Annotated in this window: 18 protein-coding genes; 2 read left to right on the top strand and 16 right to left on the bottom strand. The window is 70.1% G+C overall.

Features of this window, described 5'->3' with window-relative positions; genetic code table 11:
- Window positions 1-130: 130 nt before the first annotated feature.
- The 4 genes from VT50_RS23650 to VT50_RS23665 form a co-directional block, all read right to left on the bottom strand.
- Window positions 131-217, bottom strand: a complete 87-nt coding sequence (locus VT50_RS23650) for a DUF397 domain-containing protein (RefSeq protein ID WP_078840635.1) — start codon at window positions 215-217, stop codon at window positions 131-133.
- Window positions 218-242: 25 nt separating this feature from the next.
- Complete coding sequence (locus VT50_RS23655; protein ID WP_078840634.1) at window positions 243-980, bottom strand: SDR family oxidoreductase; 738 nt, start codon at window positions 978-980, stop codon at window positions 243-245.
- A 119-nt stretch (window positions 981-1,099) separates the two neighbouring features.
- Entirely contained in the window at window positions 1,100-1,303 is a 204-nt protein-coding gene (locus tag VT50_RS23660) for a DUF397 domain-containing protein (protein ID WP_046085406.1), read from the bottom strand.
- Between the two features lie 11 nt (window positions 1,304-1,314).
- Window positions 1,315-2,163 carry a helix-turn-helix domain-containing protein gene (locus tag VT50_RS23665; RefSeq protein WP_046085405.1) on the bottom strand — a complete coding sequence of 283 codons (849 nt, stop codon included), beginning with the start codon at window positions 2,161-2,163 and terminating at the stop codon, window positions 1,315-1,317.
- Window positions 2,164-2,332: 169 nt separating this feature from the next.
- On the opposite strand from VT50_RS23665, the gene VT50_RS23670 reads away from it, so the two are divergent.
- Both VT50_RS23670 and VT50_RS23675 read left to right on the top strand, forming a co-directional pair.
- Window positions 2,333-2,686, top strand: a complete 354-nt coding sequence (locus VT50_RS23670; RefSeq protein WP_240529277.1) for a hypothetical protein — start codon at window positions 2,333-2,335, stop codon at window positions 2,684-2,686.
- Between the two features lie 105 nt (window positions 2,687-2,791).
- The gene (locus tag VT50_RS23675) at window positions 2,792-3,352 is read left to right on the top strand and encodes a SagB/ThcOx family dehydrogenase (protein ID WP_158083225.1); all 561 of its coding nucleotides are present in this window, start codon (window positions 2,792-2,794) and stop codon (window positions 3,350-3,352) included.
- Window positions 3,353-3,377: 25 nt separating this feature from the next.
- On the opposite strand, the gene VT50_RS23680 is transcribed toward VT50_RS23675, so the two are convergent.
- From VT50_RS23680 to VT50_RS23730, 12 genes are all read right to left on the bottom strand, one after another.
- Window positions 3,378-4,130, bottom strand: coding sequence for a sirohydrochlorin chelatase (locus VT50_RS23680; RefSeq protein WP_046085402.1), 753 nt, complete (start codon window positions 4,128-4,130; stop codon window positions 3,378-3,380).
- A 40-nt stretch (window positions 4,131-4,170) separates the two neighbouring features.
- On the bottom strand, window positions 4,171-5,082 hold the full coding sequence (locus tag VT50_RS23685; RefSeq protein ID WP_046085417.1) for an ABC transporter permease: 912 nt from the start codon (window positions 5,080-5,082) through the stop codon (window positions 4,171-4,173).
- Between the two features lie 49 nt (window positions 5,083-5,131).
- Window positions 5,132-5,953, bottom strand: a complete 822-nt coding sequence (locus VT50_RS23690; protein ID WP_046085401.1) for an ABC transporter ATP-binding protein — start codon at window positions 5,951-5,953, stop codon at window positions 5,132-5,134.
- A gap of 74 nt (window positions 5,954-6,027) precedes the next feature.
- Complete coding sequence (locus VT50_RS23695; protein ID WP_107424872.1) at window positions 6,028-7,089, bottom strand: aliphatic sulfonate ABC transporter substrate-binding protein; 1,062 nt, start codon at window positions 7,087-7,089, stop codon at window positions 6,028-6,030.
- A gap of 318 nt (window positions 7,090-7,407) precedes the next feature.
- On the bottom strand, window positions 7,408-8,775 hold the full coding sequence (locus VT50_RS23700) for a sulfate adenylyltransferase subunit 1 (RefSeq protein ID WP_046085399.1): 1,368 nt from the start codon (window positions 8,773-8,775) through the stop codon (window positions 7,408-7,410).
- 2 nt (window positions 8,776-8,777) lie between these two features.
- Window positions 8,778-9,716 carry a sulfate adenylyltransferase subunit CysD gene (gene cysD / locus VT50_RS23705; RefSeq protein WP_046085398.1) on the bottom strand — a complete coding sequence of 313 codons (939 nt, stop codon included), beginning with the start codon at window positions 9,714-9,716 and terminating at the stop codon, window positions 8,778-8,780.
- A gap of 127 nt (window positions 9,717-9,843) precedes the next feature.
- Window positions 9,844-10,416 carry an adenylyl-sulfate kinase gene (gene cysC, locus VT50_RS23710; RefSeq protein ID WP_063893207.1) on the bottom strand — a complete coding sequence of 191 codons (573 nt, stop codon included), beginning with the start codon at window positions 10,414-10,416 and terminating at the stop codon, window positions 9,844-9,846.
- A complete protein-coding gene (locus tag VT50_RS23715) occupies window positions 10,416-11,117 on the bottom strand; it encodes a phosphoadenylyl-sulfate reductase (RefSeq protein ID WP_046085397.1) in 702 nt (233 codons plus the stop codon). Before VT50_RS23715 ends, cysC begins: the two co-directional genes overlap by 1 nt.
- Entirely contained in the window at window positions 11,114-11,299 is a 186-nt protein-coding gene (locus tag VT50_RS23720; RefSeq protein ID WP_020867772.1) for a hypothetical protein, read from the bottom strand. The genes VT50_RS23715 and VT50_RS23720 overlap by 4 nt, the downstream gene beginning before the upstream one ends.
- Window positions 11,300-11,330: 31 nt before the next feature.
- Window positions 11,331-13,025 (bottom strand): nitrite/sulfite reductase, encoded by a 1,695-nt coding sequence (locus tag VT50_RS23725; protein ID WP_046085396.1) that lies wholly within the window; start codon window positions 13,023-13,025, stop codon window positions 11,331-11,333.
- 221 nt (window positions 13,026-13,246) lie between these two features.
- The gene (locus VT50_RS41175) at window positions 13,247-13,330 is read right to left on the bottom strand and encodes a putative leader peptide (protein ID WP_309471194.1); all 84 of its coding nucleotides are present in this window, start codon (window positions 13,328-13,330) and stop codon (window positions 13,247-13,249) included.
- Window positions 13,331-13,422: 92 nt separating this feature from the next.
- Window positions 13,423-13,956 carry a GNAT family N-acetyltransferase gene (locus VT50_RS23730; RefSeq protein ID WP_046085395.1) on the bottom strand — a complete coding sequence of 178 codons (534 nt, stop codon included), beginning with the start codon at window positions 13,954-13,956 and terminating at the stop codon, window positions 13,423-13,425.
- Window positions 13,957-13,985 lie beyond the last annotated feature (29 nt).

Genomic DNA, 13,985 nt, shown 5'->3' on the forward strand with positions numbered 1-13,985 from the left:
CCACCGCCTCCTCGTGTGTTCCTCGGCTCCAGCATGGCACGCAGGCTCTGACACCTGCCGACACTTCCGGCTCGAGCCGTGGGACGTGCCCAGAGGCACCGAACATCACCCACAGGAGTGAGTCGAACACTCAGCGACGGCGGGCGCGGCCTGCGGCAAGCTCAACGCAGTCCTTGGTTTCGCCGGGCCCGGAGAACGACGGCTTCCGCCAGGTCATCGGCTCTGGCCGCCTGCGCGAGGCTCTACCACGGCACGATGCCCTGGTCGTTGAAGAAGCCACCGGTGGGGCCGTCGTCGGTCAGCGTGGCGAGATCGACGATGACGCGCGCTCCTTCGGCGACCGTGCGGGTGCCCCGGTGGTTGGTCATGTCCGTAGCGGTGTAGCCGGGCGTCGCCGAATTGATCTTGATGTGCGAGAGTGCGTCGCTGTCGCCGAACGCCTTGGCGTACTGGATCGTGAGCATGTTCAGCGCCGCCTTTGACGAGGAGTAGGCCATCCGCAGGTCGGCGTCGCCGCCGAAGTCGGTGCCGCCACTGGTCAACGACAGCGACGCGGTGGTGCTCGAGACATTGACGATGCGCGGCGCCGCGGACTTGCTCAGCAGGGGCAGCATGGCGTGGATCACGGTGACCACGCCGAAGACATTGACCTCGTAGTTCTGCCGCATCTCGGCGGTGGTGGTGCGCTCGGCGCGCTGATCGATGACCGTTCCCGCGTTGTTGACCAGTACGTCCAGCCGCCCATACTCGGCGTCCAGCGCGTCGGCGACCTCCTGGACGCTGTCGGCGTCGGTCACATCGAGCCGCACCGGGATCGGCTTGGTGCCCGCCGCGGCCAACTCCGCGGCGGCGGCCTCGCCGCGCTCCGCATCACGGCTCGCCAGCACCACGGTGGCCCCGCGCGCGGCGAGCTGGCGCGCCGTCTCCTTTCCCAGTCCCTTGTTCGCTCCCGTCACCAGTGCCACGGGGTGAGCGGTCACAGCAGGACACCTCCCTCATCGTCTGGAGGCCGGGCGGCCTCCACGGTGATTACCGGGTGGACGACCTCCTGCTGGCAATGCTCCACGGAGTCGTCCGACTAGGCGAACGCTGAACCGTGCTACCGCCCGAGGTGGTCCAGCGTCCCCGCCTTGACGGCGCGTATGAAGGTTCTGAGTCGGCCCGAGGTGGTGGTGAGGGTGTCGGCGGGGGTGTCGCTTTCCCGAAGCTTGATCTTGCCGTCGACGGGGAGGAGTTCGATGCAGTGGTTGTCCTCTCCGTTACCGGAGAACGAAGACTTGCGCCACTTGGCCGGGCTCGACATGGTGACCTCTCTCATATGTCTTGCGCGATGCGGTGGATGAAGTCCCGAGACGCCCCTACCGGGAGGGAAGAAGCCTCGGCCTTGTCTAGGAGTGCGCGGTATCTCGTGAGCTCTGACTCCGCGTCCATCCAGAACGAGCCGTGCATGGCATCGATCTGTGCGGTGTCGAGCTTGGGAACGGGCCCGCCGACGTAGAGCATGGAGTTTCCGGCTCCGCCGAAGCCGTCCACATCGAAAGGGATCACCCTGACGGTGACGTTCGGGCGCTCCGACTGCTCCAGGATGGCGGCGAGTTGCTCGCGTGCGACCTTTCGGTCGGCTACGCGTGTGCGCAGGACACTTTCGTGAACCAGCGCCGAGAACGCGATCGCCGAGTCCTGGGACAGTACCTCCCGCCGCCGTACGCGGAAGGAGACCAGCGTGTCGAGATGCTGTGGCGGCAGCGGAGGAACGGCGTATGCCATGAGCGCCCGGATGTATGCCTCGGTCTGCAGCAGTCCCGGAACGTAGGAGGCTTGGAGCATGCGCATGTGGGTTGCGTGGTGTTCCAACTCGGCAAGGTCCAGTGCGCCATGCGCGAGGAGGCCCCGGTACTCCTCCCACCACCCCTTGCCGCGCTCACCGGCCATGGCGACCAGTGAGTCGATCAGCGCGGTGTCGAAGCAAGCGTATTGAGAGGCCATATAGCGCAGTCGCGCCTCGCTGATACCGGCCTTTCCCGCTTCGACCTGACTCATCTGGATGGGGTTCGTACCGATCAGCTCGGCCGCCCGGCGGGCGGTCACACCAGCCGCGTCGCGCATCTTGCGCAGCTCAGTACCGAGTCGGCGCTGTCGTGCTGTGGGCTGACTTCTCGGCATGCTCTCTTCTCCTCCAGGCTGTTGGGCAGTCTGCCGTGCGCCGCGACGCAGGTCCAACGCCCCGTAGCCGCCAGCATAAGGTTGCCTCAACATAACCTTATGCTCTACCGTGAGTGATGCGTTCATCACGTAGTGATGGTCGGTCGGCCGGAAGCGTATCCGCCCCTTCATGCCTGCTCTCTCGGAGGCCCACATGCTGACACCGCACTCCCCAGAACCCTTCGACAAGGAACTCTGCGAACTCGTCCTCGCCATCGCGCCCAGAATCTTCGCCGTTGTCCAGGAGTGCGAGGTGCGGCCCGGGCTGAAGGACGGGTGTGTCGCCGCGTGGGGGATGGCCTTCCACGAGGGTCCCGTTCACGTGATCGCGGCCGACGGCACCGGCCAGATGGTGCTCAACTCGCCGGAGCGGGCCCTTCGATGGTTCACCCGCGGTGGCAGCGATGAGGGCGGCTTGACGGCGAGGCTGGTGTGGCTCAGCCGCGCGGGAAGCGCCGCTTTCGACCACGCCGAGGCCGCCTGAGCGTTCTCGCCCGGCGTGTGCTTGTCTGGGCTGATGACACAGCGGGAAGTGCCTCTGCAGCCTGTTCGGTCCACGCCGTCGACGGGCGGTCTGGCATCCTTGCTGATGCGGCGGCGCAGCACACGCGACTTCGGGCACCGGCCCCTCAGCATCGAGCAGGTCGCGCTCATGGCATGGGCGGCGCAGGGACGGACCACCGGTGAGCGCCGCTCATGCCCGTCGGCGCACGCGTTGTACCCACTGACGCTCACCGTGATCGCGGGCAATGTCGACGGTCTGGCCGCCGGGGCCTACCGGTACGACGCCGAGCGGGACGTGCTGACGCTGGTGGCCGAGGGCGACCACCGCGACCCGGTCGCCGGGACCACCCTCGTCGACCACGCCTGGCTCCGTGAGGCGGCGGCCCTGCTGCTGCTCAGTGGTGACGTGGAGGCGGCTGCGCGGCACTTCGCCGATCAGCCGCCGCTGGGGCGGCGGGGTGAGCGGTATGTGTGGCTGGAGGCCGGACACGCCAGCCAGAACGTCTACCTCCAGGCCACCGAGGCCGGTCTGGGGGCCGTGCTCGTCGCCGGGTTTGACGACGACCGGCTCCTTGGGCTCAGCCCCGCGGTCGTTCCGTCCGGTCAGCACCCCCTGGGGCTGCTCGGCGTCGGCCATCCGGCGTGAACATCACGGATGAGCGGCTGGAGTGTTACGCCGTCAGCAGGGCCGGGGGCGCCATACGGGCCTCGTCGTAGCGGGTGAGCAGCAGGCGGGCCAGTTCCGGGGCGGGGCCAAGGACCGGGGCCAGGAGGTCGGCGGACGCGGCCTCGGCGCCGTGGGCGATGCGGTCGGGGAGGCGTCCGGGGGCGATGACGTAGGGGGCCACGGCCACCCGGGGGACGCCCTCCGCGCGCAGGGCGCGGACCGCGTCCTCGGTACGGGGAAGAGAGGCGGAGGCGAACGCGGGTCGCACGGCACACCATCCGGTGTGCCGCCACTCCCGCGCGATTTCAGCGATCACCGCGATCGCCTCCGGGTCGGTGGACCCCGCCGAGGCCAGGACGACCCCGGTCGAGGAGCGGTCGGCGGGGCACAGCCCCGCCTCGTGCAGACGGCGTTCCAGGGCGTCCACGAGCAGCGGGGAGGGGCCAAGGACCTCGGCCTGGCGGACGGCCAGGCGCGGGTGGCGGGCCGTGGACTCGCGCAGCACCGCAGGGATGTCGGTCTTCGCGTGGAAGGCGCGGGTCAGCAGCAGCGGGAGGGCGATCACCTCGGTGGCGTCCTCCGCGGTGAGACGGGCCAGCACCTGCGGTACGCGCGGCGCGTTGAACTCCAGGAACGCGGCCTCCACCCGCAGCCCCGGCCGCAGCGACCGCACCCGCGCGCGCAGCGCGTCGACGGTCGCCGCATGGCGGGGGTCGCGGCTGCCGTGGGCGATGATCAGCAGGGTCGGGGCAGACATGGTGACGTTCCGTTCCGTGGCTTTCCGTTCGGTGTTACGTTCAGTGCGCGCTCGCCAGCAGTCCGCGGCTGCGCAGCACCCGGCGTTCGATCGGGGCGAAGATCAGCAGCTCGATGGCGATGCCGACGACGAGGATCAGGAGGATGCCCAGGAGCACCCCCGCCATATCGGAGTTGTTGCGCTGGTTCTCCAGGTACTGGCCGAGCCCCAGGCCCAGGTCCGGGGACTTGGCGATGATCTCCGCGGCCATCAGCGAGCGCCAGGAGAAGGCCCAGCCCTGCTTGAGCCCGGCGACGTAACCCGGGAGCGCGGCGGGCAGCAGGATGTGCCGGGCGCTGACCAGGCCGCGGGCGCCGAGGGTGCGCCCGGCGCGCAGGAAGAGCGGGGGCACCTGGTCGATACCGGCCACCAGCCCGTTGGCGATGGAGGGGACCGCGCCCAGCAGGATGACGGTGTACATCATCTGGTCGTTCAGGCCCAGCCAGATCACCGCGGGCGGCACCCAGGCCACCGACGGCAGCGACTGCAGCCCGGAGAGGATCGGGCCGAGCCCGGCGCGGATGAACTTCACCCGGGCGACGACCAGACCCAGCGGGGTGGCGATCGCCAGCGCGATGAGGAAGCCGAACAGACCGCGCGAGACGCTGGTCCAGATGATGTCGAGGAGTTCGCCCCGCAGCCACAGCTCGCGCAGCGAGTCCCAGACCAGCCCCGGGTCGGGGAGCTTGTAGTCGGGGGTGACCTCCGCCAGGACCAGCACCTTCCACAGGGCCAGGACGAAGACGACGGCCACGATGGGCGGCAGCACCTTCTGGACCAGGACCTCGGTGGGGGAGACCCGCTTGGTCTGCACCGCGTCCAGGGCGTCCAGACCGGCCTCCAGGCCCGCCAGGTCCTGCCCCGGATGCCCCGCGCCCGCCGTGGTCGCGGACTTCTCCACGGACTTCTCCATCGGCTGCTTCCCGCCGTCGGCTTCCCCGACCTCGGCGCCGCGGGTGGTCTTACTGCTGGCCATGGCGGCGGATCTCCCCACGCAGTTCTTCGGTGATCTCAACGGACAGGTCGGCGACGGCCGCGTCCTCGATGCGGCGCGGCTGCGGAATGTCCACCTCCCACTCGCGGACGATCCGTCCGGGCCGGGAGGACAGCAGCACCACGCGCTCGGCCAGCCGGACGGCCTCGCGGACGTTGTGGGTCACGAACAGCACCGAGACGCCGGTCTCGCTCCAGATCCGGGTCAGCTCCTCGTGCAGCACATCGCGGGTGATGGCGTCGAGCGCCGCGAACGGCTCGTCCATCAGCAGCACACGGGAGTCCTGCGCCAGCGCGCGGGCCAGCGCCACCCGCTGCCGCATCCCGCCGGAGAGCTCGTGCACCCGCTTGCCGTGGGCGCCGCTGAGCCGCACCAGCTCCAGCAGTCGCTCGGCGCGCGGCCTGCGGTCGGCGCGCGGCACCCCGCGCAGCCGCAGCGCCAGCTCGATGTTCTTCCCCGCGGTGAGCCACGGGAACAGCGCGTGCTCCTGGAACATCAGGGCCGGTCGCCCGGCCGGGACCTCGATGGCCCCCGAGGACGGCTCGTCCAGGTCGGCGATCAGATTGAGCAGCGTGGACTTCCCGCAGCCGGAAGCCCCCAGGATGCAGACGAACTCGCCGGGCCGCACCCGGAGGTTGATGTCCTCGAGCACGGGCTGGGCCGCCCCGGGACGGCCGAAGGCCTTGTGGACATGGGCGATCGAGACGGACCCGGCGGCGCCGGCGGACCCGGGGGAGCCCGCCGCCGCGCTCGCCCGGTCGTCCTTCTCGGTGGTCAGTGCCGGGGACATCCGGTCACCTCCTGATGGATGCGTACATGCGGGTACCTGCGCACGCGCGGGGCGCGTACGGGACGGGCGGGCGGCTACTGGCTGCCGAGGCCCGCGGCGGAGACCGGCGGCTTGCCCTCGGCCTTGAGGACCTTGTTCAGCGGGCCCAGGTCGTAGATCCCCTTGAGGTCGGGCTTCTCCAGAAGCCCCGCCTGGACGGCCTGGTCGGCCTCGGTGTTCAGCGTCGAGGCCAGGGGGTCGTCGGTGACCTGGATGGACTTCCACGCCGGGTCGATCACCTCGGTGGGCAGCGGCTTGCCGGTCTCCTCCTTGAGCGCCGCGTTGGCCGCGTCCTTCGCCTTGTCGGGGTTGGCCTTGATGAAGGCGTTGGTCTTCACCGAGCCGCGCAGCACGGCCTCGACGACCTTCGGATGCTCCTTGAGGAACGACTGCCTCACGATCAGGTTGGTGATCACGAACTTCTTGTCCGGCCACAGCGAGGACTCGTCCAGCAGCACCTTGGCGCCATCGGCGACCAGCTTGGACGCGGTCGGCTCCGGCACCCACGCGCCGTCGACGGCACCGGACTTGTACGCGTCCGGAGTGACCTTGTTGTCGCTGCGGACCACTGACACATCGCCCTTGCCGCTCTGGGCGTCGACCTTCCAGCCCCTCTTCTTGACCCAGTTGAGGAACGCCACGTCCTGGGTGTTGCCCAGCTGCGGGGTGGCGATCTTCTTGCCCTTGACGTCGTTCAGCGTCTTGATCTTCTTCGGGTTGACCACGAGCTTGACGCCACCCGAGACCGACCCCGAGATGATCTTGAGGTTGGAGCCGTGGGACTTCACATAGCCGTTGATGGACGGCGACGGGCCGATCCAGCCCATGTCGATGGAGCCCGCGTTGAGCGCCTCGATCTCCGAAGGACCGGCGTTGAAGACGTACGGCGCGACCTTCGTGCCCTTGAGCTCCTGCTGGATCGGGCCGCCCTTGCGCAGCCCCACCAGCGCGGTGGCATGGGTGAGGTTGGCGAAGTAGCCGACCTTCACCTTGTCCAGGCCGTCGACCTTCTCACCACCGGCCGCGGGGACCGCCGAGGACCCTGAGTCGTCGGACTTCTTCTCCGAGCCGTAGCCGCAGGCGCCCAGCGCGCCCATCAGCAGCGGGAGGACGGCCGCCGCGGCCAGGATCCGGATGCGGTTGCGGCGGTGGGTGGCTGGTCGCGGGGCGACGGGGCGGACGGCAGACGACACGGGGTGTTCCTCTCGACGTGGCCGGGGCGGCGTCAGAGGACGCCCGGCAGTTCAGACGGCTTTCGGCGGCGGTGCTGGTGGTACTGGTGGTACTGGTGGACGGATGTGGACCGCGGCATCAGCGCGCACATCGTCCGACCCCGCCCTGCCCGCTGCCGAGCGCCCCGCTGCCCACGCGGCCGCCCTCCTTGGCGAATGTCGAGAACACCTCACCGGCCATGGTCAGAAGTCCCATCCCTCGTCGTCCCGCGCGGCCCCGGCGCCGTCCGCCGGCGCCGCGAAGGAGTCGCCCGCCATTCCGGCGGTGAGCGTGGTGCCGTCGGCCGGGTCGATCAGCAGGAAGGAGCCGGTGCGGCGGGACGCGTCGTACGCGTCCAGCGCCAGCGGCTCGGAGGTGCGCAGCACCACCCGGCCGATGTCATTGGCGGCCAGCTCACCCGGCGCCGGGTGGTGCGACAGATCGGCCAGCGTCAGCCGGGACGGGATGTCCTTGATGATCGCCTTCACCGTGCGGGTGGTGTGCTTGAGCAGCACCCGGTCGCCCACCCGCAGCGGACGGTCGTGCAGATGGCAGACGGTGGCCTCGACGTCCCTGGTGGTCGCGGGCGCGTGGTCACTCGGCGCGAGCAGGTCACCGCGCGAGATGTCCAGGTCGTTGGCGAGCGTGACGGTCACCGACTGCGGGGCCCACGCCACGTCCACCATCGTGCCCAGCGCGTCGATCCCGGTGATGGCGGATGTCCGGCCGGACGGCAGCACGGTGACGGCGTCGCCGACCCGCAGCACACCGGAGGCGATCTGGCCCGCGTAGCCGCGGTAGTCGGGGTGCTCGGCGGTCTGCGGACGGATCACGTACTGCACCGGGAAACGCGCCGGGTCCTGGGACGGGTCGGTGCCCACCGGCACGGTCTCCAGGTGCTCCAGCACCGTCGGGCCGCCGTACCAGTCCATGTTCGCCGACGCGGTCACCACGTTGTCCCCGGCCAGCGCCGAGATCGGGATGGCGGTGATCTCCGGCACGCCCAGCGAGGCCGCGTAGGTGGTGAACTCCTCGGCGATGGCCGCGAAGACCGGCTCCGCGTAGTCCACCAGGTCCATCTTGTTGACCGCGAGGACCACGTGCGGGACCCGCAGCAGGGCGGCGACCGCGGCATGCCGCCGGGTCTGCTCCACCACGCCGTTGCGCGCGTCCACCAGGACGACCGCGAGGTCGGCGGTGGAGGCGCCGGTGACCATGTTGCGGGTGTACTGCACATGGCCGGGGGTGTCGGCGAGGATGAACCGCCGCTTGGGCGTGGCGAAGTAGCGGTAGGCGACATCGATGGTGATGCCCTGCTCCCGCTCCGCCCGCAGCCCGTCCGTCAGCAGCGCCAGGTCCGGCGCCTCCTGGCCACGGCTGCGCGAGGCGTGCTCCACGGCCTCCAGCTGATCGGCCAGCACCGACTTGGAGTCATGCAGCAGCCGCCCGACCAGCGTGGACTTGCCGTCGTCCACCGAGCCCGCGGTGGCGAACCGCAGCTGCGAGGTGGCCGCGGACCGCTCCACGGCGGCCGCCGCGGCCTGCTCCTCGGACGTCAGATCGCTCGTCATCGTTAGAAGTACCCCTCGCGCTTGCGGTCCTCCATCGCGGCCTCCGACAGCTTGTCGTCGGCGCGGGTCGCGCCCCGCTCGGTCAGCCGGGAGGCGGCTATCTCATCGATGACCTGCTCGATGTGCACCGCGTCCGACTCCACGGCACCGGTGCAGGACATGTCGCCCACGGTGCGGTAGCGCACCATGCGCCGCTCCGCGGTCTCGCCGTCCTTCGGACCGCCCCACTCGCCGGGCGCCAGCCACATGCCGCCGCGCCGGAAGACCTCGCGCTCATGCGCGTAGTAGATCTCCGGCAGGTCGATCTTCTCCCGGGCGATGTACTGCCACACGTCCAGCTCGGTCCAGTTGGACAGCGGGAAGACCCGGACGTGCTCACCGGGGGAGTGGCGGCCGTTGTAGAGCTGCCACAGCTCGGGGCGCTGCCGACGCGGGTCCCAGCCGCCGAACTCGTCCCGGAGCGAGAACACCCGCTCCTTGGCGCGGGCCTTCTCCTCGTCCCGGCGGCCACCGCCGAAGACCGCGTCGAAGCGGTTCCCCTCGATGGCGTCCAGCAGCGGCACGGTCTGCAGCGGATTGCGGGTGCCGTCCGGGCGCTCGCGCAGCCGGCCGTCGTCGATGAACTCCTGGACCGAGGCCACGTGCAGCCGCAGCCCGTGCCGGGCGACGGTGGCATCCCGATAGGCGATGACCTCGGGGAAGTTATGCCCGGTGTCCACGTGGAGCAGCGAGAACGGGACCGGTGCCGGGGCGAACGCCTTGAGCGCCAGATGCAGCATGACGATGGAGTCCTTGCCGCCGGAGAAGAGGATCACCGGCCGCTCGAACTCGCCCGCCACCTCGCGGAAGATGTGCACCGCCTCGGACTCCAACGCGTCCAGGTGCGCGAGCGCGTACAGGCCCGCACCCTCGTCCGCGTCGATCGCCGTCACGGTCGTCATGCCGCGCCCCTTTCGTTCGCTCGGCTGCGGTAGTAGCTTCCCGTCCCATCGGCGGATCCGCCCTGCGTACGGCGCTCCGGTGCGGGGAGCACCACGGCCCGTGGCGCGGTGGCCGCGCGCGCGTCGCTCACAGCAGTCCCCTTTCACTCAACAGCAACCGCACCTCGGCCGCCGACTCCTGCACGCTGTTCCTGTGGGTTTCGATGCGCAGATCCGGGTCGGCAGGGGCCTCATAGGGGTCGTCCACGCCGGTCAGCCCCGTGAGCTCGCCCGCCGCCTGCTTCGCGTACAGCCCCTTGACGTCCCGCTCGGAGCACACCTCGACGGGCGTGGCCACATGGACCTCGAGGTACGGGGTGCCCTCGCGCTGGTGGCGCTTGCGCACCGCCTCCCGGCTGTCCCCGTACGGGGCGATGACCGGCACCAGCACGGTGACCCCGTGGGAGGCCAGCAGCTCGGCCACGAAACCGATCCGCTGGACGTTGGTGTGCCGGTCCTCGCGGGAGAAGCCGAGGCCCGAGGAGAGGAACTCTCTGATCTCGTCCCCGTCGAGCACCTCCACCCGGCGACCCTCGCTGCGCAGCCGCTCGGCCAGCGCATAGGCGATCGTGGTCTTTCCCGCGCTCGGCAGACCGGTCAGCCACACCGTGGCACCGGTGGTCGTGGGGGCGCTCATCTCGTACTCCTGGTCGACAGCCATCAGCCGTGCAGCCCGCATTCGGTCTTGTTGCTCCCCGCCCAGCGGCCGGACCGGTTGTCCTCGCCCTCCAGAACCCGACGGGTGCAGGGCGCGCAGCCTATCGAGGGATAGCCGTCCATCAGCAGGGGGTTGGTGAGCACGCCGTGCTCGGCGACATAGGCGTCGACATCCGCCTGCGTCCAGCGGGCGATCGGCGAGATCTTCACCTTGCGGCGCCGGTCGTCCCAGCCAACGACCGGGGTACCGGCGCGGGTTGGCGATTCGTCCCGGCGCAGCCCCGTGGCCCAGGCGTCGTACTCCCGCAAACCCTCCTCGAGCGGCTGCACCTTCCGCAGGGCGCAGCACAGGTCGGGGTCGCGGTCGTGCAGCCGGGGGCCGTGCTCGGCGTCCTGCTCGGCCACCGTCCGGCGCGGGGTCAGGGTGATGACATTGACGTCCATCACGGCCGCCACCGCGTCCCGGGTGCCGATGGTCTCGGGGAAGTGGTAGCCGGTGTCGAGGAAGACCACGTCGACACCGGGGAACGCGCGGGAGGCGAGATGCGCCACCACCGCGTCCTCCATCGAGGAGGTGACACAGAAACGCGGTCCGAAGGTGTCCGCCGCCCAGCGCAGGATGTCCAGTGCCGGGGCGCCCTCGAGCTCGTGGCCGGCCCTCTCGGCGAGCCCTTCGAGACCGGTGTCCTCAAGCCGGGTCGTCATATCGCCGTGCCCCCTTCATCGATCGGGTCGCGCCGCAGGCCCTTGGCCAGCAGCCCGAGGAACGACAGGCGGAACGCGCGGTTGCAGGACGCGCATTCCCACGCGCCATGGCCCTCCTCCGAGGGACGCAGATCCTCGTCCCCGCAGTAAGGGCAGTAGAACGGCGCGGCACGCTCGGTCACCTTGCCTCCCGTTCGATCCCGAAGCGCTCGGTCATTTGAGAGCTTCCTCCTCCGCGCGCGCCGCCCAGGTGGCGAAGCGCTCGCCGTCCTCCCGCTCGTCCTGGAAGCGGCGCAGCAGCCGCTCCACATAGTCCGGGAGCTCGGCGGCGGTGACCTTCAGCCCGCGCACCTTGCGGCCGAAGCCCGGCTCCAGGCCCAGGGCGCCGCCCAGGTGCACCTGGTAGCCCTCGACCTGCTGGCCGTTGTCGTCCATGACCAACTGGCCCTTGAGACCGATGTCCGCCACCTGGATCCGGGCGCAGGCGTTCGGGCAGCCGTTGACGTTGATGGTGATCGGCTCGCTGAACTCGGGCAGCCGGCGCTCCAGCTCGTCGATGAGCGAGGAGCCACGCGCCTTGGTCTCGACGATCGCCAGCTTGCAGAACTCAATACCGGTGCAGGCCATCGTGCCGCGCCGGAACGGGGACGGCCTGACCTGGAGGTCCAGCGACTCCAGCCCGGCGACCAGCGGTTCCACCTGGTCCTCGGTCACATCGAGCACGATCATCTTCTGCTCGACGGTGGTGGTCAGCCGGCCGGAGCCATGGGCCTCGGCCAGATCGGCGATCTTGGTGAGGGTGGTGCCGTCCACCCGGCCGACGCGCGGTGCGAAGCCCACGTAGTAGCGGCCGTCCCGCTGGCGGTGCACGCCGATGTGGTCCCGCCACTGCTGGACGGGCTGCTCGGGCGCCGGGCCGTCGGTCAGCGGGCGCTTCAGGTACTCGTCCTCCAGCACCTGGCGGAACCTCGAAGGGCCCCAGTCGGCCACCAGGAACTTCAGCCGGGCGCGGGTGCGCAGCCGCCGGTAGCCGTAGTCGCGGAAGATGCCGACGACCCCGGCCCAGACCTCCGGGACGTCTTCCAGCGGGACCCAGGCGCCGAGCCGTACGCCGATCTTGGGGTTGGTGGAAAGGCCGCCGCCGACCCACAGGTCGAAGCCGGGGCCGTGCTCGGGGTGGCGGACGCCGACGAACGCGATGTCGTTGATCTCGTGCACCACGTCGAGCACCGGCGAACCGGAGACCGCGGTCTTGAACTTCCGCGGCAGGTTGGAGAATTCCTTGCTGCCGATGTAACGCCGGTGGATCTCGTCGATGGCGGGGGTGCCGTCTATGATCTCGTCCTCGGCGATCCCGGCCACCGGCGAGCCGAGGATCACCCGAGGGGTGTCGCCGCACGCCTCGGTGGTGGACAGCCCGACGGCCTCCAACCGCTGCCAGATCTCCGGCACGTCCTCGATCCGGATCCAGTGGTACTGGATGTTCTGCCGGTCGGTGATGTCCGCGGTGCCGCGTGCGAACTCCTCCGAGATCTCGCCGACCACCCGCAGCTGCTCGGTGGACAGCCGCCCGCCGTCCACCCGCACCCGCATCATGAAGTACTCGTCGTCCAGCTCCTCCGGCTCCAGGATCGCGGTCTTGCCGCCGTCGATGCCGGGCTTGCGCTGGGTGTACAGACCCCACCAGCGCATCCGGCCGCGCAGATCGGCGCCGTCGATGGAGTCGAAGCCGCGGTGGGCGTAGATCGTCTCAATGCGTGTCCGCACATTGAGACCGTCATCGTCCTTCTTGGTCTGCTCGTTGCCGTTGAGGGGGGTGAAGTGCCCCGCGGCCCACTGGCCTTCGCCGCGGTGGCGTCCGGCCTTGCGGCGTGACGTGGCGCTTGCGCGTTCCGGGGTGGCAGCCATGGCGGTGTGTGTCCTTCGATGCGACTCTGGTGCGGCGGGTAGTACGGTGGCGCGCACCGTCTGACCTGCGTATGCGCAGGCGGGCAGGGGGATATGGCGGTGACCGGTGCGCTATGCGGCGGGAGTGTCGAGGCGTGCGCGCTCGCCCACCTCATCGGGGGCGTACGGAAGCTGTGGAGTGCTGCCCGGGGCCTTCTTTGACGGCCCTGACGAGGTGCGGGTCAGCCCGCCGGACAGATCGCGCTGGACATGCGGCCGAGGTCGACGTGGCGTCGACTCACCAAGGCGATTCCAGCTCGAGACATGAGGGAAGCGTCGCATGGTGGTCTTTGACCAGTCCACCGTTATCCAGTATGCGGACGAATCTGTCTCGACATGCAAGACGCTGTGGTGTTGGTCACCCCTCGTCCGCCGTCTTGACGTCACACACCCGGAAGCCCCGGCGCCGGTAGTTGTCCAGCGCGTACGGCCCGTCCTTGCTGCAGGTGTGCAGCCACACCCGCTTGGTCGGTGTCCGGTCCGGCCAGCGGTCGGCCATGTCCCAGGCCCGGGAGGTCCCCACGGTCAGCAGGTGCCCGCCGGTGCGACGCCCCCGGAAGGCGGGCAGCAGACCGAAGTACGCGATCTCCACCACGCCGTCGTCCTGGCCCTCGAGCTCGATGTATCCGGCCGGGGTCCCGCGCTCGTACGCCACCCAGGTCTCCACGCCGGGCCGGTGCAGATACCCCTCCCACGCCTCCCGCGACCACAGCAGCCGGTCGGTCCACGCCACGTCCGAGCCCACCGCCGTGTAGAGGAAGTGGCTGAACTCGGGGCTCGGCACCTCGGCCCGTACGATCTGCACCTCCGCCGCGGCGGGCGGCTCCTGCGCCGGGCTGAGGTCGGAGAAAGCGGTCTGCTCCAGGTGCCAGGTGGTCACGGTGACGGTCATGGTGGACAGAAAACCATGAACGCCGTTGA

Source organism: Streptomyces antioxidans, from assembly GCF_000968685.2.
Taxonomy (GTDB): Bacteria; Actinomycetota; Actinomycetes; order Streptomycetales; family Streptomycetaceae; genus Streptomyces; species Streptomyces antioxidans.